Source organism: Ignavibacteriales bacterium (assembly GCA_016214905.1).
Taxonomy (GTDB): Bacteria; Bacteroidota; Ignavibacteria; order UBA10030; family SZUA-254; genus PNNN01.
Genome location: JACRMQ010000007.1, coordinates 81,200 through 100,909, shown reverse-complemented (window position 1 = coordinate 100,909; position 19,710 = coordinate 81,200). Strand labels below are relative to the sequence as shown.

14 protein-coding genes are annotated in these 19,710 nt (G+C 40.5%); 7 read left to right on the top strand and 7 right to left on the bottom strand.

Going from position 1 to position 19,710, the window contains the following annotated elements; all coding sequences use genetic code 11:
- The first annotated feature begins 324 nt into the window (after positions 1-324).
- Positions 325-1,128 (top strand): prohibitin family protein, encoded by an 804-nt coding sequence (locus tag HZB59_07705; protein MBI5021302.1) that lies wholly within the window; start codon positions 325-327, stop codon positions 1,126-1,128.
- Between the two features lie 6 nt (positions 1,129-1,134).
- Here the strand turns inward: HZB59_07705 and HZB59_07700 are convergent, their stop codons facing one another.
- Positions 1,135-1,281 (bottom strand): hypothetical protein, encoded by a 147-nt coding sequence (locus HZB59_07700; GenBank protein ID MBI5021301.1) that lies wholly within the window; start codon positions 1,279-1,281, stop codon positions 1,135-1,137.
- A 298-nt stretch (positions 1,282-1,579) separates the two neighbouring features.
- Here HZB59_07700 and HZB59_07695 point away from each other — a divergent pair, with 298 nt between their 5' ends.
- Entirely contained in the window at positions 1,580-2,191 is a 612-nt protein-coding gene (locus tag HZB59_07695; protein MBI5021300.1) for a pseudouridine synthase, read from the top strand.
- Positions 2,192-2,217: 26 nt separating this feature from the next.
- Here HZB59_07695 and HZB59_07690 read toward each other — a convergent pair whose 3' ends face one another.
- The 4 genes from HZB59_07690 to thiL form a co-directional block, all read right to left on the bottom strand.
- Complete coding sequence (locus HZB59_07690; protein MBI5021299.1) at positions 2,218-3,999, bottom strand: peptidase M14; 1,782 nt, start codon at positions 3,997-3,999, stop codon at positions 2,218-2,220.
- Between the two features lie 10 nt (positions 4,000-4,009).
- Entirely contained in the window at positions 4,010-5,827 is a 1,818-nt protein-coding gene (locus tag HZB59_07685) for a hypothetical protein (protein ID MBI5021298.1), read from the bottom strand.
- Positions 5,828-5,989: 162 nt separating this feature from the next.
- On the bottom strand, positions 5,990-7,264 hold the full coding sequence (locus HZB59_07680) for an aminotransferase class V-fold PLP-dependent enzyme (protein MBI5021297.1): 1,275 nt from the start codon (positions 7,262-7,264) through the stop codon (positions 5,990-5,992).
- A 45-nt stretch (positions 7,265-7,309) separates the two neighbouring features.
- Positions 7,310-8,368 carry a thiamine-phosphate kinase gene (thiL, locus tag HZB59_07675; GenBank protein ID MBI5021296.1) on the bottom strand — a complete coding sequence of 353 codons (1,059 nt, stop codon included), beginning with the start codon at positions 8,366-8,368 and terminating at the stop codon, positions 7,310-7,312.
- Positions 8,369-8,696: 328 nt separating this feature from the next.
- Here thiL and HZB59_07670 point away from each other — a divergent pair, with 328 nt between their 5' ends.
- From HZB59_07670 to uvrA, 5 genes are all read left to right on the top strand, one after another.
- On the top strand, positions 8,697-9,200 hold the full coding sequence (locus tag HZB59_07670; protein MBI5021295.1) for a tetratricopeptide repeat protein: 504 nt from the start codon (positions 8,697-8,699) through the stop codon (positions 9,198-9,200).
- A gap of 62 nt (positions 9,201-9,262) precedes the next feature.
- Positions 9,263-10,105, top strand: a complete 843-nt coding sequence (locus HZB59_07665; GenBank protein MBI5021294.1) for a DUF58 domain-containing protein — start codon at positions 9,263-9,265, stop codon at positions 10,103-10,105.
- A 110-nt stretch (positions 10,106-10,215) separates the two neighbouring features.
- The gene (locus HZB59_07660; protein MBI5021293.1) at positions 10,216-11,283 is read left to right on the top strand and encodes an Ig-like domain-containing protein; all 1,068 of its coding nucleotides are present in this window, start codon (positions 10,216-10,218) and stop codon (positions 11,281-11,283) included.
- A gap of 6 nt (positions 11,284-11,289) precedes the next feature.
- On the top strand, positions 11,290-12,393 hold the full coding sequence (locus tag HZB59_07655) for an Ig-like domain-containing protein (protein MBI5021292.1): 1,104 nt from the start codon (positions 11,290-11,292) through the stop codon (positions 12,391-12,393).
- A 70-nt stretch (positions 12,394-12,463) separates the two neighbouring features.
- Positions 12,464-15,334: an excinuclease ABC subunit UvrA gene (gene uvrA, locus HZB59_07650; protein ID MBI5021291.1), complete on the top strand. Its 2,871-nt coding sequence runs from the start codon at positions 12,464-12,466 to the stop codon at positions 15,332-15,334.
- Between the two features lie 97 nt (positions 15,335-15,431).
- Here the strand turns inward: uvrA and HZB59_07645 are convergent, their stop codons facing one another.
- A complete protein-coding gene (locus HZB59_07645) occupies positions 15,432-17,594 on the bottom strand; it encodes a hypothetical protein (protein ID MBI5021290.1) in 2,163 nt (720 codons plus the stop codon).
- A gap of 4 nt (positions 17,595-17,598) precedes the next feature.
- Complete coding sequence (locus HZB59_07640; GenBank protein MBI5021289.1) at positions 17,599-19,707, bottom strand: S8 family peptidase; 2,109 nt, start codon at positions 19,705-19,707, stop codon at positions 17,599-17,601.
- Positions 19,708-19,710: the final 3 nt, after the last annotated feature.

The window sequence follows — 19,710 nt, the reverse complement described above, 5'->3', positions numbered from 1 at the left end:
TATTCTGTTCATTCTTTTACATCCTTGAAAAATTTTCCTTTTTAGAGGGGAGATAAATTGCGAAAGATTTGATTAATAAAATTTGGTGGATCTAACCTAAGCGAATTGTGGCAGTTGCACAATGGAAAATAATATTACACATATCTAAAAAATGTTTTTCGAATTGCTAATCTGAGGTAACTTTCTTACCTTCTTACGGATTGGACATTTATTAATCTTATAAAGGAGTAAAACATGCTTTTCATATTTTTTCTTATTGTAGCATTTGTTGCATTACTCGCGTGGATAGCAGCGCGAAAAAAAGTAGTTCAACAACACAATATTATGTTTCGCAGCGGAATGATGGTTAGCGGGACTATCGCAGCGATTGCCGTAATTCTTGCACTCTCACAATTTTTCAGCATTATACCTGCGGGATACGTAGGTGTTGTCGATTTCTTCGGTATTGTCTCGGATCGTACGTTAGGAGCCGGGATAAATACCGTAAATCCGATGGCGAAGATTCAGAAATATTCGATTCAAACTAAAGAGCATAAAGAAGCTATGCAGGTACTCTCTCGCGAGGGATTGACTATCGGACTTGAGATCAGTGCCCTTTACCGATTAAATCCGGACTCAGCCGCACGTGTTTACAAAACAATTTCTGGCGGTGATTACGAGACCATTGTTTTAATTCCGCAATTCAGATCAATGAGCCGTGCGGTAACGGCAAGTTTTCAAGCAAGCGCATTATATTCAACAGAACGCGAGCGGCTTGGAGAAGCAATCATGGCAGAGCTTGCAAAGGTAGTAGCTCCGAGAGGAATTATAATTGAAGCCACACCGTTACGCAACGTAGGTCTTCCTTCACAACTCACCGATGCCATTGAACAAAAACAACGGGCAGATCAAGAAAGCCAGAGAATGGAATTTATTCTGACGAAAGAAAAACAAGAAGCAGACAGGAAAAGAATAGAAGCGCAGGGTATTGCAGATTTCCAGAAGATAGTGGCAACTGGAATTAGCGATCAGTTGTTGAGATGGAAGGGAATTGAAGCTACGATGAAAATTGCCGAATCGCAAAACGCTAAAGTTGTAATCATCGGAAGCGGTAAAGACGGGCTTCCGATTATTCTCGACACTAAGTAAATAAAATCAAAGCTCTTGATCGGTTATTAAATCTTCCGTGTCGTACCGTTTTTCTAAAACATCGGTATAGCACGATCGTTCACGGTGTTTTTTTGCAAACATTGTAATCAACAAAATGCCCGACGCGAAACCAAAAATTTTCCAAAATTTCATAGCGACTCCTTAATTTATTGTGTGCAAATTAATCCGACTGATTTCCAGAGTTTTAGGTAAACAACCGAGAACCAATGTTGTTTTTCAATTTCGTTCAACAGTAAGTGCTCGAATATAATCTTTTGTTCCCGATTGGTACTCCTTAATTGATATTTTACTTTCATAATTTTGGCTTTCGTAAATTTTCTATGACAATAAATAGAAAATCTGCGATGTATTCTGTGTGTATCGTCACCGTAGGTGTGTCAAGTCACCTCAAAAGAGAAGAAATTCAATTTTTTTTGCAGGTTTATTAAAATTGACTCTATCGCAAAAATATCATCATTACTACGTATTCAATAAGCCCTTTGGTACATTATCTCAATTCACAGACGTGGAGGGCAGGAACACTCTTTCAGATTATGGTCCGTTTCCTAAAGATGTCTACCCTGTTGGGCGTCTCGATTACGACAGCGAAGGTTTGCTTTTACTTACGAATGATAATTTGTTGAAACATCAACTCATTGATCCAAAAAACCACCGCCCTCGGACATATCTTGTTCAGGTCGAAAGGACTCCGAGCGAAGAATCGATCTCGAAACTCAGAGAAGGTTTAATAATTGAGAAGAGAAAAACTTATCCGGCTGAGGTAAGATTGTTAGATGTAGAACCTGATTTTCCACCACGTTCTGTCCCGATACGTTTTCGGAAAAATGTAGGCACCGCCTGGCTTGAAATAGTATTGCGTGAAGGAAGAAACAGACAGGTTAGAAAAATGACTGCGGCAATAGGTCATCCCACATTGCGATTGATCCGGATTAAAATTGGATGTTTGAATCTGAAAGACTTAAAACCGGGTGAGTTTAGGGAGTTAAAAATTGCAGAAGTTAACAGTCTAAAAAAGAGCTTCACCCACGAGACGCAGAGATGAACACTGCGTCTCACGAGTGAATATATTTATTTTACAGTTTTAGAACTGATACCGCCTTTAGACGCATCAATGGTTATTGTAAACGGCCCTTTACCATCTACGATCCAACGAACATAAACCGCGCCCATCCCGGGTATATTCTCTGCTTCGATACTTTGAGGATTGCGTTTTTGTTCAACAACTTCGCCGGTAAATCTATTTTCCAAAATTCCGCCCGACAACACTTTTCCTCCTGTTATACTAATATAATCCGGACGTGAAATTTTATTTACTATGTCCTGCGATGTGTGAGTTGGAATCATACGCGAGTTTTTTACTACAGCGGTTACTTCTGTTAAACCTTGTTTCAAGTCCTTTATGAAGACAGAGTCGACTTGAACCTGCGGAGTGTGATATGCGTGGTAAAGAGTGAATGCCATATTTCGATGGCACATTTCTTCCAAAAGAAACGATGGCGCTGTGCGAGTCCACGCTTTTTTTATTCCACCAATCTCTATCATACCAAACTGTGGATGATTGTAAGATTTCCAATCGACAATCCCCTCACCGAAAAGTAAAAGTTTATCAAACCGGTAAGTTTCCTTTTGTCCGCCGAACCAACTGCGCTCTTCATCCTGTTTTTTTCGGAAATAATCAAAAGACGTCCATAATTCATTTGAAAATGTAATACCACCCCGCACACCATAGAAGAAATCAAGTTCACCACCATAAACCGGATATAAATCTTTATAGACAATCAAATATCTGTAACCCGGCAAGATTTCCTCTCCTAATTTCCCGAGGAAATCGTATACCTGCAAATCTTCCCACCTGTAAGTTGATACCTCATCCTTGTTTCCCGGTCCCCTCAATATCATTCCGCCTGAGTTGTGATATGTTTGAAATGCCGCGATGTTGTCGTGCTTAGAAACAAAATCAACAACGGCTCTGGTTTCAGGCAAAGAGCCGGGGTACCGGTCTGCACCCCACTGAACATATTGCGGTGCCCATTTCCAGTGCCAGTTTCTGTTCGGATCGTATGAACCCGGATCATCTTCGTTCACCAGACCGTCGCCGTCGTTATCAATTCCCTCTGTCCAAATTAATTCGTACTCTCCTTTTTGGTCGGGTTTCGCTTGAATCATAATTCGTGGGTCGTCAGGATCGGTTATCCAGCGGCCGTTCGGATCTTTAATGCGCATTTGTGTTATGTTGCCATTACCATCAAGATCATCGTCACCGTCTTCATCAATCAATCCGTCTCCGTCGTCATCGCGCGGATCGAAACCTGAACGCGGTGAATTCGGACTGTTCGCGTCGTGTATAAAATGATATCTGCCGTCGGGATTGATTGTGGGGATGATGTAAAAGGTTTTCTCATCCACGAGTTGTGTAATCCAATCAAGGTGTCCGTACATCTCAGCTAGGTACCACCCCGTGTAAAGTGAAACTTCACCTCCTTGAATTTCATTTCCGTGTATATTCCCATCAATATACATTGCGGGTTTTTTATCCGGATTTCCTTTTTCTGAATTCGAAATAGTCAACAACCATATTTCTCTTCCCTCATATGATTTGCCAATACTGCTGACCTTTGCCAACTTCGGATATGCTTCTGCAATCCTTTTGCATATCTCGCCGATCTCCTTGCTGTCGTAATAGCGATTCCAAAAAACTTCAACCTTCGGATTATTAGGCGCACCCAAAGCCTTGAGTGAGCTTTGTGTTAATTCCTTTTCTGCCTTACAGAATGACATTGAGTTAGTTAAAACTACCAATCCAAAATTTATCGTTAAAATTATTCCAATATTTATAATCTTTTCAATCATGATAATCTCCTTATTTCAACGTAATAATTTGAATTGAACTTCCCGAAACAGGACTTTCTGCGGATATTGTTATCTTCTCTCCTGCGGCAGAAACTATCAGCCATGTTAATTCTTGACTTCCTCCACTTCCTTTGATAGGGGAAATAATGTTAATTAATTTTCCGGCAGAAAGTTTTTGATCTTTGGATAAACCGATTGATACTTTAACATTCCTCTGCCAACGTGCTTTACTGCCCATCGCGCTGTTTGTTGGCAAATAACCGTTATTGACGATTGACGCGGTAACCCGGTAAACTTTATTGTCAAGCGACTTAATTTTTATGTCCTTGATTTCAATTGCGGGTAATTTAGAACCCAACCATGCCAGGAATGTGTTTTCTTTTTCTGCAATCGTTCCAATGCTGTCCGCCGGTGGATTTGTTTGGATGTACGGTTTAAAACCGCCGACTTCAACATCATTATCCGGAAAATCTTTGTGCTTTATTTTCGTCCAGTTAATAAATCCGTCTTTAATTCCATTGGCATCGAGCCATTTCAACGCGTTTAGCTGACCTGTATATTCATCCGGTTTCTCATCAGTACCTTTCCCTTTTTTCAGGTCTATTTTATTCTCATCACCAATTCCCTTTTTGTCATTTTCCTTTTTTATCTTTGTCGAATCAACAGTTGATGTATCTTTCTTCTGCCCGATCTCCGGAATCCACCAGGGATTAACTGAAAAAGACCATCTGCCGAAGTGGTAATACGCCCACTCGCTAAATGCGCCTTCGCCTTTCGTACTTTGAGGAGCTCCTTTAAATTTTGTTATCTCTTGATATTGTTTACTTATAAAATTAAAATATTGCTCATCCTCGTCCAACACAGATGTAATCAATCGCGGTGCCGACTCTTCATCATCCATTATTCTTCGTCGTCCGGATCGTTCCTCGGTTGAAGGGGGAGGTCCTTGTTTCTGTTCTTTTTTCCAAGGATTCATCAAGTTATCATTTGATGAGAATGTGAACACGGCGGCTATATTAGGATGTGAAAAACAAAATTCCGTTACCGCCCTTGATTCAACTTCGGAAATTTGATAAGGTCCCGCACCTTTACTGAAAAATTGATAATTGTGAGGGAAGTTACGATTAAAATCTACTCCACCACGATCATCTTCGTTCCACTGTTCATCAATATCGTTATCGATTCCTTCCGTGAAAAGTTTATATAATCCGATTTCACCTTTAGATGGATCGGCTTTACGCAGAATGCGCGGATCGTTCTGATGGGGGATCCATTCACCACGATTATCTTTAACTCGCATCATTGTAATAAAACCATCTCCGTTCAAATCTTCAAATCCATCCTCATCCAGAATCCCATCTCTGTCGTTGTCGGTTGGATGAGCATTGAGAGTTCGTTCATTTAAAGGTTTTCTGAAAAATTCTTCGCTCGCATCAGGGTTCACACGCGGAAGAATATAAAATGTTGATGAGTTCACCAATTGAGTAATGCTGTCGACTTTCCCGTAATTATCAAGAAGGAAGTTTATGAACCTCACAGACAGTTCGCTTCCGATAATCCGCTCTGCTTCAACACCACCTAACACCAAAATCGCATGTCGACTATCTGCGTCTTTTCCGCCAATAGCGATAGCCCAGATATCTCGGTTCTCTATAGTTTTCGCAATCGACTCAACTTTAGCGATATCTTTGTGAGAAGACACAGAGGCATGGATTAGTTTTGTCATTTCATCATACGAATGATATTTATTTTGGGAGATGATAAAATCATGGAATACAAGAAATGTGAGAATATAAAAATACGGAAAGATTTTGAAAGAACGATTCATGAAATGTTCCTTTGATATTGATTTATTATGGATGATAGAAACTTACATTTAATACGATAAATTTGATGATTCGTTGCATCATCCCCGTTGACCGAATCTTAATAGAAGGATCACCATAACAGATTAGAATCATGGTAATCCGCTAATCAAAAATATCCTGGTTCAGATTTGTTTTACTACTTCTATAAATTTATTCACTTCTTCAAAGTTATTATAAATATGAGTCGAGATGCGGATAGAATTCAGATTGTTCTCTCCAACGAGCCGGATGCGAAAACCGTTTTTTGTCGCATGTTCTCCAAACTTATCGTATGACATATTCTTCAGACGGAATCCGACAACGAAACCGCGTGACTGCTCTTCAACAGGTGTGAGCATTTCAACTTTTTCTAATTTCATCAATTCTTGCTGCAGATAACCCGACAAAGCATTTCCACGGCGAACAATATTCTCCATTCCTATGTGATAAAGAAAATCTGTCGCGGCGCTCAATCCCTGATAAATGGCGGCATTCTGAGTTCCAAAATCATATCGGTGTGCGGTGTTTACGTATCCTTTGAATTCAGGTGGATCAACGGTCATATCCCAACCGATATCCGAACCGCCACCTATCCATTTTGCCTGCAAAACATCTAACATCTCTTTGCGAACGAACAGAAATCCGGTGCCCTTGGGTCCGCACATCCACTTATGACAACATGTCGCGTAAAAATCGCACCCGATATCTTTGAGATCGAGCATCGTCATACCGGGACCATGAGCCCCGTCGAAGAAAACCCACAAACGTTTATCGTGGCCGAGTTTCGTTATCTCTTTAGCTGGAAATACTTGTCCGATCGTACAGGTGATATGAGGAATAGCAATTACTCTTGTTCTTTTTGTTATCAGATCGTTAATGCGGTTTAGATTTTCTGAAGCAGTTTGTGCCGGTTTCAGAATCTTAATAATGATATCATCGTACTTTGCCCTGTTCAACCACGGTAGTGCGTTTCCGGCGTGTTCATGATTGGTTAGAATTACTTCGTCACCTTTCTTCAGCGGTAAACCCCAAGCAACAACATTGATTCCTTCGGTAACATTGTGCGTTAGCGATATCTCAGATTCATCAACGTTCACAAACTTAGCAAGTTTCGGACGTGCTGTGTCCCACCCACCGTACTCGCCGGATACATCAATATTATCAATGAATCCTTTCACTGCTTCTCGGACAACGAAAGGAGAAGGACCCATTGTTCCGTTGTTGAAATAAATACGATCGTGTGTAAGTGGGAATTGGTCCCTCACAATTTTCCAGAATGGTTCATCATCCATTGGGATTTGTTGATTACCCGAAATAATATACCGTGCCTTTGAGATTTCAGGAACCGAAACCAAAGCCCATGTGCCGATAATACCACCGGTTACTTGTTTTATAAAAGATCTACGGTTTGTAATCATAAATGAGCCCTTTTAAAAAGTTATTTTTCCAATGAATGTCAAAATCTAAAATACAAAATGATTCCATCCGCCAAATCGGAGCGGTTCTTTTTCACCTTGCTCGCGTATAAGAGTTATTCCTTTTTCTTTTTCAGTAACCCGTCCGATTATTGTAACATCGCTTGTCAATTTTTCGAGTTTTGCAAACTCTTCATCGCTGATAGTGAAGAGCAATTCATATTCTTCGCCGCCAAAGAGCGCGTAATCTGTTGCCGGTTCGCCAAATTCTTCCGAAATATTCTGTGTGATTGAATCAAGAGGGATATTATGTTCGTAAATCTCAGCTCCGATATTGCTGCTGTTGCAGATATGATGAATTTCCGAGGCAAGTCCATCGCTGATATCTATCATAGCGCCGATTTTTACTTTCTCAGTCAGTATTTTGGAAATATCGAGTCGTGGTTTCGGCATCAGATGTTTCTCTAATGCGATTGAGTAAGGTTCTAAATTAGGTAAAAACTTTTCTTTATCGCTTGCAAGTTCAAGTCGTTCCTTTTCACGCGTCAATATTTTTAATCCGGCAACCGACGCACCTAAATGTCCGGTTACACATAAATATTGCCCCCGAGTGGCAGCGCGGCGAGTTTTTATTTTTTGTTCATCTGCCTCGCCCGTCATGCTTACTGTAATCATCGTGTTCGCCATTGAGGCAACAGTGTCGCCTCCGACAATTTTACAGGAATATTTTTTACATGCCGCTGCGGCACCGTGATAAAATTCTTCCACCATTTCGACAGAGATTTTTTGCGGAAGTGAAATTGCCATCGTTGCATACCTTGGAATTCCGCCCATTGCGGCAATATCGCTTATGTTAGCAGCGATAGCTTTCCAGCCGAGATGTTTTAGAGAAGTAAATGTAAGATCGAAGTGGATGCCTTCGGCAAACGCATCGGTAGTGAGTAGCTGCACTTTGCCGGGTTTTGGTCTGAATACTGCCGCGTCGTCGGATATTCCGACCAATAAATCATCTATAAGCAATCTGTCATCAATCTCGATGTTGACAATTTTCTTTATCCGATCTATAAGACCGAATTCGCCTATTGATGAAATTTTGGTATGGGGCATCTCTATCCGTTAATTTAATCCATTGAGAAGAAACTTAAACAAATAGATCGTAAAAATCAAAACCAACAAAGCATTAAAATATGGATAATAGCTACATTCACAAAAATTAAAGTATAGCATCACCGCTATTTTAAATATTCAGAATGAGTTTACAAATAGATGGTCAAAAAAACCTTTTGGATCTTCCGTTAACTGATTTTGAATTACTGAAAAATACAAGAGAAGTTTGCGCTCGACAGCTTAGAGTAAACTTGACCAGCATCCACCTATTTGTTACTTTACAGATAAGTAATCCATCAACTATTAAATAAATAAGGTTTTTATTGGTATGCGAATCATTATATATATGATAGCTTTATTAGCAATTGTTTCATGTTCAAAAAAAAACGACAGCACTCTTTACAATGAAGGCAAAATTGCAGAAGAGAAAAAAGATTTTCAAACCGCAGCACAGCTTTATGAAGAAGCGATCGATCGCTTCCAAACCACGGCATACGCCGAGAGCTCTCTCCTTCGCTTGTCGTTCATGTATAATAATGACATGAAAGATTCACGCAAAGCGATTCAATCATATCATCGCTTCATAACTCTTTTTCCCGCGAGCAAACACACACCAACTATGCTGTTCCTCTCCGGATTCGTTTACAATAATGAACTTCACCTTCTCGATAGCGCTAAAATTGCTTACGAAAATTTTCTTCAAAAATATCCCGAGCATGAACTAGCGGCTTCAGCAAAATTCGAACTTGAAACCCTGGGAAAAGATCCGGGACAGGCGTTCGGCACCGAAACAACAGCACTGTCAACAGATAATAAGACCGGAAAGAAGTGAACCAGCTTCCGCAAGATTATCTTAAGTACTTGCAACCCGATGTTGTTGCAAAACTTGCCAACATGGAATTGGTTGCACGCTTGGTTGTGGAAGGTTTTATAACCGGACTGCATAAAAGTCCGTACCATGGTTTCAGCGTAGAGTTTGCAGAACATCGCCAGTATATGCCCGGCGACGAGATAAAACAGATCGATTGGAAAATTTTCGGCCGCACCAACCGTTATTATATCAAACAATTCGAAGAAGAGACAAACCTTAAAGCATACATCATCCTTGATGCAAGTAAATCAATGGCGTATGCTTCGGAAAACCGCATATCTAAACTTAACTATGGTTCATATATCGCTGCGGCGTTGGCGCAGCTTATGGTTCAGCAGCGCGACGCGGTTGGCTTCACAATTTACGATGAACGTGTGCGGTTATACATGCCACCTCACGCAACAAAATCATATCTTAAAGAAATACTGCATCAGCTTGTTCAATTGAAAGCGAGCAACAAAACATCCACAGCGAATTCGCTTCATACAATTGCCGAGAGAATAAAACGACGAGGACTCGTAATCATCATCAGCGATTTTTTTGATAATCCACAAGAGGTGATGTCGGCATTAAGACATTTCAGGCACAAGAAAAATGAAGTGATTGTAATGCAGATACTCGATCCGTTGGAGAGAAATTTTGCGTTCGGAAAAGATGCCGTCTTCAAAGATTTGGAAACCGGCGAAGAAATGATGACACGGCCATGGCATATTCAAAAAGCTTACCAGGAAGAAATGAGAAAATTCATCGAATATTATAAAAAAGAATGCCGCGAGCACAATATAGATTACGTTCTGCTCGACACCGCAACACCATTCGATAAAGCTCTTTTTGAATATTTGCATAAGCGGCAGCGGATAGGATAGAATAGAACATTTTTCAGGATTGGCGAGATGTTAGTGAATCATACAGCTCTAATCTTTTGCATTTCACTTTACCATTTGGTACTTTGCATATTATCATTAAAAGAAAATTTATGAAGCAGCATATTATCTTCTTTCTGGGAATAACTGTTTTTATAACATTTAGTTGTAAGGGTCCCGAAGGACCTGCGGGTCATTCTGGTAATAATTCGATAGAATCGTTGACAGATCCTTCTGTTCAGCCAAGTGTTATTTATACTAATCCGCCGGCAAACAGCGTTGGACCTTACACGGATTTCAATTCCACCATTATGCTGCGTTTCAATAAAATAATGGATCACAATTCGATTCGGAGAAACGTCAAACTTTATTCATCGATTGGAAATATTTTCGCTGACACCAACAGTTTCCGAACCATAGGCGGCGATGTTTATACCTTCAACGCAGTTGATTCCCTTGGCCAGAATTATAGTAATCGATGGAATATCGGTCAGGTATGTTCTCTCAAAATAAGGCCGGGCGCGAGAGATATTAACGGCAACACTATGATGCAGAGATATATTATGACTTTTTTACCGGAGCCAATGTTTCGCGTAAAAAACATAAATCCGCCTTCATCTGCATCCAACGTGAATGTTTCCTCCTCTTTCGATATCTATTTTAATAGTGCTGTTGATTCATCGATATTTCCGCACATACATATTTCGCCACCGTTAGTAGGCGATTGGTTTATTAATTATTATAGCGATTCAACTCAAACATCATTTAACCACCTGCAACTATTAGAGCCGGGTACAATATATTATCTCAGCATCGATAGTTTAGCAATGGATAAACGGGGAAACAAACTGCAAAACATTTTTACTTCTACTTTTTACACCGAACCATTTCGCGCTACAACAGCATATCCTGAAAACGGGTCAACAAATGTCTCACCATTGCAGTTGATCTCAATAGGATTAAATGGAATTATAGACACAAATACAGTTAGAGGGGCTTTTAGCATTTCGCCATCGCTAGAGGGATATTTCATAATGGGGGGAATTAATATTGCTTTTATTCCAACGTCAGTATACACCGCTTCGACAAAATACACGGTAACTCTTTCGACAACGCTTGGGACCAAATCAGGCAAACATCTTGTTGAACCGTATATATTTTCCTTTACCACAGGATATTGAGAATCGATGATCATTCCTCCTCATAAGCAATTAACGCAAATCTGGGCTGCCGTGTTTTGTGCGGTCGCTTTCTTATTTATAAGTTCTTGCAAAGAATCTGAAGGTCCTGCAGGATCGAAAGGTTACGATGGAAAAGGATATGAAACTCTTGCCGATTTGTTCACACATCCAAGAGTGATTTATACATATCCTTCCAATAATAGTCGTGGTCCTTACGACAATTACAATCTATTTCAAATACGTTTCAATAAAATAATGGATTTAACTTCTCTTCGAAAAGCAATTACCTTCCCCGCGTCTGATGGAATGATTTCGCCGGACACATTGAATTTTTCAACTGTTGGAGGAGACATTATAACCTTTAGCGCTGCTGATTCATTGGGTAATCCGGTTGTGTGGAAAGTGGGCGCCTCTTACATAATTCGGATTGGAACAGATGCGAGTGATATTTATAACAATCATTTGATGGCGCCATATTCGGCAACATTCTCGCCCGAACCATATTTTCGAGTTCGCACTGTTACACCAAAGAATATGTCGATTAATACCAGTGTTACACCAAAAATCAGTGTAACTTTTAATAGTCAAATTGACTCATCAATTTTTTCATCAATAGTTATTACACCACCGATTGCATTAAAGTGGTCTTTGAGTTCAGATTTTCGAATAGTAGCTTCCATAGCTGCGAACATTCGATTAGAAGCCGACACTCAGTATAATATCATCATACATCCTTCCGCTCACGACAAGTTTGGTAACTATCTTGCCACAGAATTTAAATCGACATTCACGACTATTCCTTATAGAGTGTCGTCAACATCTATTAAAAATGGAACGACGGATATTCCAATCACGTTGGGACAAATATCTTTTTCGCTTACAGCCCCAATCGACACTTCATCCATTAAAAATGGAATCATCATAGAGCCGCCCATCAAGTATTATTTTTGGGGAACCAATGGCAAATCATATAAAATATTGTTCAATCAGTCCGAGCCGTTCGCATCATCAACCAAGTACACAATTAATCTGACATCATCCATCAGATCGGTATCAGGCAAACCGCTAGTCCCATTCACATTGGAATTTACCACAGCCGAACCGCGCTGAACCTTTGTATTTCTCTTCATCATTTTATACTTTATTTTAATCATTTTTTAGCAAATCATTTTTTATTCATTTGGAACAAGATAAATTAATAATTAAAGGGGCGCGTGTTCACAATCTCAAGAACATAGATGTTGAGATGCCGCGCGATCAACTCATTGTGATAACCGGACTCTCCGGCTCTGGCAAATCATCGCTTGCTTTCGATACGATCTATGCCGAGGGACAGCGCCGCTATGTTGAATCTCTGTCCGCGTACGCAAGGCAGTTCTTAGGTGTGATGGAACGCCCCGACGTCGATTACATCGATGGACTCAGTCCAGCAATCTCGATCGAGCAAAAAACCGTTTCGCATAATCCCCGCTCAACCGTTGGAACTGTTACAGAAATTTATGATTACCTCCGGCTTCTTTTTGCCCGAGTGGGTGTACAGCATTGTTATAAGTGCGGTAAAATCGTACAAAAACAATCTGTCGATCAGATTATCGATTCGGTCATGAGTTACAAATCGGGGACAAAGATTCAAATTCTCGCGCCGGTTGTTCGGGGCCGCAAAGGGCATTATAAAGAGTTGTTCGAAGAAATTCTGCGAGACGGCTTTCTTCGCGTTCGTATTGATGGTGAGATCAAAGAAATCACCAAAGGAATGCAGACGGGCAGATATAAAATTCATAATATCGAAATAGTTGTAGACCGTCTCTTCACAAATTCAGATATGCGATCCCGCATAGCCGGGTCTATTGAAACCGCTCTACAAATGGGTTCAGGACTCGTAATCATCGATGCCGATGGAGCAGATCATCTTTACAGTCAGCATCTTGCATGCATCGAATGCGGCATTAGCTACGATGAGCCCGCGCCGAATTCTTTCTCGTTCAATTCACCTTACGGTTCGTGCCCAACTTGCAGCGGACTTGGTGAGACAAGAGAATTCGACATACGTTTGATTATGCCGGATAGCAACCTGTCTATTAATCAGTCGGGATTAGCTCCAATCGGTAAGCCGCGCGAAACATGGTTGTGGAGTCAGGTGAGAGCGGTTGCAAAGAAATACAATATCGATCTTGACATTCCCATTAAAAATATCTCCAAAGAAAATATTGAATTATTATTGAATGGGACCGGTGACGAAAAATTAGAAATTATATATACTCACCCTTCAGGCAGATCGGTAACGTACAAACAGCGATATAGCGGCATCATTAAAACGCTTCAACATTACTGGGATGAAACCTCATCAGAAGGCATGAGACAATGGATTGAAGCTTATATGAACACCACACCATGCCATGAATGCAAAGGCGGGCGGTTGCGGAAGGAAAGTTTGGCAATCAAGCTAATCGATTTGAAAACGAAAAAAGAGACTACAATCCAGACGGCGGTAAATTTTTCGATCAAAAAAGCGTTAGATTTTTTTTCGAACCTTTCGCTCACCGAACGACAGAAAGAGATAGCTCATCAAATATTGAAAGAAATAAACCAGCGGCTAAAATTTTTGCTTAACGTCGGTTTGGATTATCTGTCGTTAGACCGCTCCGCGCGCACTTTGTCCGGTGGTGAGGCTCAGCGCATACGTCTTGCGACTCAAATCGGCACACAGCTTGTCGGCGTCCTTTACATACTGGACGAACCGAGTATCGGTTTACACCAGCGTGATAACATCAAATTGATTAACAGCTTGAAAGAGCTCCGCGATTTGGGTAACACAGTAATTGTTGTTGAGCATGATAAAGAGATGATCTTGAGCGCAGATTATGTTGTTGATTTAGGACCGGGCGCAGGAGAGCATGGGGGACATGTGGTTACGGTGGGGAAGCCAAATCAATTCAAAAATAAAATTTCAAAAGTAAAAAATGGAAGTAGAGGTAAAAGTACAAAGTCGCTGACAGCGCTTTATATTTCCGGCAAAGAAAAAATTGAAGTCCCTCAAATACGTCGTAATGGGAATGGTAAAAATATTCAACTTAAAAATTGCAACGGTAACAATTTGCAATCTATTGATCTTCATGTTCCGCTTGGTAAATTCGTATGCGTTACCGGTGTAAGCGGCTCGGGAAAATCCTCTTTGATCACCGACACTCTTTATAGAATTCTTGCCAGGAAATTTTATCACTCGAAAGATGTTCCGCTACCGCATAAATCAATCGAAGGTCTTCAGCATATAGATAAAGTTATAGATATAGATCAATCGCCGATAGGCAGAACACCACGGTCTAATCCGGCAACTTACACCGGATTGTTCACATTCATAAGAGATTTATTTACTCAACTGCCAGAAGCAAAAATGCGCGGTTATAAACAGGGACGATTCAGCTTCAATGTAAAAGGTGGAAGATGTGAAGAATGTGAAGGCGACGGTGTAAGAAAGATAGAAATGAACTTCCTGCCCGATGTCTACGTTCTTTGTGATGTTTGTGGTGGAAAACGTTATAACAGGGAAACGCTTGAAATTTTATATAAGGAAAAATCGATCGCTGATCTGCTCAATATGACAGTTGAAGATGCGCTCGAATTTTTCAAAGATAATCCACGCATTCAGAGGAAGCTCCAAACATTATTTGATGTTGGGCTTGGTTACATCCGCCTTGGTCAGCAGGCAACAACACTTTCCGGCGGAGAAGCGCAGCGCGTTAAACTTTCTACCGAGCTTTCAAAAATCGGGACGGGAAAAACATTTTACATTCTCGATGAACCTACGACTGGATTGCATTTTGAAGATATTCGCATGCTGCTCTCGGTGCTGAATAAACTTGTAGACAAAGGAAATACCGTTCTTGTAATAGAGCATAACATGGATGTAATAAAAACTGCCGATTGGATTATTGATCTCGGACCCGAAGGGGGAGATGAAGGCGGCTATATCATCGCACAAGGCACACCGGAAGATGTGGCAAAGAATAATAAATCGTACACGGGACAATTTTTGAAAAAGGAATTATTTTGATTCTTTGATCAAAATAATTGTAAAAATAATCGTATTTAATACCGAATAAGATTTTAATATCTCAAAAAATATTCTAATGCGAATAGAGTATCATTTTTCAAATCATCCCGCTCCGCTTACGAAGGAACCATTCCAACGCGAACAGAATGATTATTAAACCGGCTAAATATTTCCAATTCCACAACTCAATTTCATCTGTCTTTATTATTTCTTTCGATTCAAATATTACTTTTTCAGAAATTTCAGATGAAAGCTGTTCTACTTGCTCGATATCGTTGTAACTGCCGTTAGTTCTGAATGCAATTTGCTGAAGAAGAGATTTGTTCATTTTTATTTCGATGTATTCCGCGTTGGTTTGCCCAACCGCAAATTTTCCGCTATCGGTCCCAATCTGATAATCGTTATTCGCGGCGATTCCGATATAAGAATAATCTCCGCTTCCGAGATTCTCAAAAGAACCTTCATATCGACCGTTTCCGACGTAGCTAAGCGTCGTCTCATCACCTTGATGCAGTCGGACGATAACGCTCGCATTTTCCACCGGTCTTAGTTGGTCATCATAAACCTCAGCCGTAAATTCAACCGGTTCGGATGTCGTATGAAATTCTTTTACCGGGACTACACGAACTTTCTTATTATCGTCGGGTGTGGTAAGCCATCTGACAGAGTTGTTTAAAAATAATGAAAATAATTTTTCGGTGCGCTCATCATATTGCGATAGTAATTTCCATCGCCATAATCCGTAACCGGTTATACCGATAACTTTATGATGGTTAATATTCCTGATTCCTATAAGCGGTTCACTATTTTGAATATCCGGGTTTTCACAAGAAAGAATCGTTTCCGATTCCGGTTTTGCTTTGAAGATTGTTTTAGTTTTATAAACCGGAGGCATCTTCTGCCACGATTCATAATCAATTCCGCTTCCCAAAGAAATGAGCGTATGCTTTTTTACTTTCTCAGGTACAACGCCGCGGATGAATATTTCATTGTTATTTACTAACATCCAGGAAAACGGCAGATATTCCGCTATGCCTGATAATTTTGTGTAATCAATGTTTTTTGCATTGATAAATAGCAGCGGTACACGTCGCTTTTCAATCGCGGCGGCAACTTGTGCCAGTAATTTTTGGGATGTTGCGGCTTGGGGATATCCGACCGACACCATGCAATCTGCGCTATCGAGAAGTTGATTAAGTTTTGGTGAATCATAATATTCATCCGATGATTTTTGAATAATTGCATCAACCCGGAAATGATCGTTTTCATTCAGGGATTGACGGATCGCCGAAACATCCGGGCTTGGCGCGCCGGCAATCATCAACACGCGTATTTTGCTCCTCAAAACTTTAACAAAAAAAGATTGTGAATTATTTTTGTCGGTAAACTCGCCCGGCAATTTAGATATTTTTACCGTTAATTTTTTTATTCCCTCATTTTCAGGTTCAAAATATAAGCGGACCGGATATTCTCTTTTGTTCTTTTCAAGTGTAATGGTTGTGCGGTTTAAGATCTTCGATCCTTCCGATAGTACAACATCCACATTCTCGTCCAAATAACCGGAACATTTTATCCGTATATCGACGGGTGTTTTCGTATTGGCGTATGTGATATTGTTTGTAATAGCACGTAAGACAACCAGATCTTTTTTCTCGGTTGTGTCGCCTACCCCAACCGTAAAAACGGGTATAGATATTTCTTCCGCTGTATAGATCGGATTTTTTCCCTCGGTATAATTTCCATCTGTGATCAGAACGACTGCCGAAATATTTTGAGTAAGCAAAGAATCTTTCAGCATCAAAATACTTGAGGCGATATCGGTTACCTCTCCTGAAAATGAAATGGGATTTTTTAAGATGTCAGGAATCGAGCGAAGCGTTGAAGAAAATGAATAATATTTCAACTGAACATTATTCGGAAAACCATTGAGCGCATCGCTTTGCAAGTATTGCAAAATTATTTCAGACCTGCTTCCACTATTATCGCTCAGAGTCATGCTTTGAGAAGCATCGACTAATATCGCTACTGTCGGGAGTTGATTACTTGATGTGTTGAAGCGAAGCGTCGGTTGAAATAGCATGAGGATCAAACAGATTAATGATAACGATCTTAACATGGAAAATAAGATCCGGCTGCTTAAAGGAACACGTGGAAGTGTGTAGCGATAAAAGAAGAAACCGGCTGCGACCGCAACGATGAGCGCGATGATTAAAACTAAAATGTTTCCGTTAATAGCAAGTGAGATGTTGGCCGGGATCATTCGTTTATCGCAAAAATACCATTTTTTTTGTAGTGCTCATGGCAGAAGTAGACAATCTGTAAAAATAAATACCCGAGGGAAATCGTGCCGCATTCCAGACAACCGAATTGCGGCCCGCGCCGTATATACCGTTTGCTACTTCATCTATTTCTTCGCCGAGCATATTATAAATTTTTATGATCACTTTTTCTGTTTTCGTTAACTCGAAAGGAATTACGGTAATATTACCGGGGATCCATCCACCCGGAAAACTTTGAGCCGAGTAAAACGGATTTGGAAAATTCTGCTGAAGCGAAATCGTTCTGACGATTTGAGGTTCCGATTGTAATCCGGGAATTCCATAATAAATCCACCAAAACCGATCTTGCGAAGGAGCAGGAGTTTGAAAAGATTTTCCGGCACTGTCTACGGCGGTTATATAAAACTTGATCGCTGTGCCTAATTGTTCTTCGGGAATTTCGATAATGTATTTTCCCGAAGTAGAAAAATATGCGGATGAGTCGAGCACCATCGTTAATGTACGATCGGCCTTACTACCATCAGTAAAATGAATTAATACACTGTCCGGATTCAAACCGTATGATGAGATTGCGTGAACAGAAACGATACTCTTTCCTGAGCGTGTAATAACTGATGGTTCATTAGAGAAAATCGGTCCATAATATGTTGCCGCGCGGAAAGCATCTACCAATCCCCATCCAAGAAAATTGTTCGGGAAAGAAGGATAGTTAAGAGTGTCCACATGTCTGGCGGTTTCACGAATCGCGTTGCGAATTTGAATCGGCGTTAATTCCGGCCTGGCAGAAAGAATCAATGCCGCTGCACCCGCAACAAGCGGTGTTGACACTGAGTTACCTTGTGATGATCCGTATGTTGCGGGTCCCGGAACTGTGGCGTGGTATACACCAACTGCGAGAGCAACAGCATCGGGTTTAATTCTTCCATCGTTTGTTGGTCCGGTTGAGCTTGATTGCCATAAATGTAAATTGTTATTTTTATCGAACTCAACACCACCTACTGAAATAATGCTGTCTGCATCTGCCGGTGTTAATAAAGTTCCCTCGGTGCCGTTTCCATTTCCTTCGTTACCCATTGATGTACATACGAGTACGCCGAATTGCGTGGCGCGAACCGCAGCACGAGCTACAAGTGATGTTCTGCCGTTAAAATCACCGTTCGCCCAGTAATAACCTGTTCCATCATCAAAAATATCGTAACCAACCGAACTGCTGATAATATCAACGCCCAACGATTCCATCCATTCAATTCCGGCAACCCAGTTATCTTCTTCTTGAATTGTCTCGCTTGGAATGTATTCAGTTTTTCCTAAAAGAAATTCCGAGTCGAAAGAAGCACCGATAAGTTTACCCAGCTGGTAACCTGCAATGATAGAAAATGTGAGCGTTCCGTGCGCATCCTGATTGTTGCTGTCGTTCTTTTCGTTCGCTGTATTGTTATCGTTGAAAATAAAATCATGTTCTGCGATTATTTTGCGGGAACTTAATGCCTCATGAGTTTTCCATCTGAAACCACTGTCTAACAATCCGATACGAACACCTTTGCCTGTTAAGCCGAGTGTATGTAAAGGCGGTACGTTTATAACATTCAACTGCGCCGCCGATCTGCCGTAATCAAAAGATTGTTGTTTCATTATCTCCGATTGAGCATCGCTAATTTTTTGTTGAATAGATTTTCCACGGAATATTATTACCGGTTGAACTTTCTGAACGAACGGAAGTTTTAGGATTTCATTTTTTAGAGTCAATGAAAGATAAAAACTTGCCGCATTTAGCCATCTGCTTTGGCGTGCAAGAATACCTCCCGCTTGTTCAATAGATTTTATATATGGTTCATAAATAGGAATGTCTGCTGCATCTGTTAAATGACCGGCAGGTAATGTTTTTGCTCTGCGCGCCAGGGCGTGCTTATCGAGATACGATTCAACGATTTCATTTTCTCGTGAGTCTTTTTGAAGCAATCCGGTAGATTGAGTTGAGTACCCCTTATTCGTGAAGAAAACCCAATATTTTTCTTTCTGACCGAAAGCATTTGCAGTCAATATCAGGAGAATAATTCCAAATAGAAAAATATACCTGAGAAGGTGTTGCGACATATT

Coding starts and splice junctions, on each gene's coding strand:
- HZB59_07700 (MBI5021301.1), bottom strand. CDS start 1,281: ATGAAATTTTGGAAAATTTTTGGTTTCGCGTCGGGCATTTTGTTGATT.
- HZB59_07655 (MBI5021292.1), top strand. CDS start 11,290: ATGATCATTCCTCCTCATAAGCAATTAACGCAAATCTGGGCTGCCGTG.
- thiL (MBI5021296.1), bottom strand. CDS start 8,368: ATGCCCCATACCAAAATTTCATCAATAGGCGAATTCGGTCTTATAGAT.
- HZB59_07645 (MBI5021290.1), bottom strand. CDS start 17,594: ATGATCCCGGCCAACATCTCACTTGCTATTAACGGAAACATTTTAGTT.
- HZB59_07670 (MBI5021295.1), top strand. CDS start 8,697: ATGCGAATCATTATATATATGATAGCTTTATTAGCAATTGTTTCATGT.
- HZB59_07690 (MBI5021299.1), bottom strand. CDS start 3,999: ATGATTGAAAAGATTATAAATATTGGAATAATTTTAACGATAAATTTT.
- HZB59_07705 (MBI5021302.1), top strand. CDS start 325: ATGTTTCGCAGCGGAATGATGGTTAGCGGGACTATCGCAGCGATTGCC.
- HZB59_07660 (MBI5021293.1), top strand. CDS start 10,216: ATGAAGCAGCATATTATCTTCTTTCTGGGAATAACTGTTTTTATAACA.
- HZB59_07640 (MBI5021289.1), bottom strand. CDS start 19,707: ATGTCGCAACACCTTCTCAGGTATATTTTTCTATTTGGAATTATTCTC.
- HZB59_07680 (MBI5021297.1), bottom strand. CDS start 7,264: ATGATTACAAACCGTAGATCTTTTATAAAACAAGTAACCGGTGGTATT.
- HZB59_07685 (MBI5021298.1), bottom strand. CDS start 5,827: ATGAATCGTTCTTTCAAAATCTTTCCGTATTTTTATATTCTCACATTT.
- HZB59_07665 (MBI5021294.1), top strand. CDS start 9,263: ATGGAATTGGTTGCACGCTTGGTTGTGGAAGGTTTTATAACCGGACTG.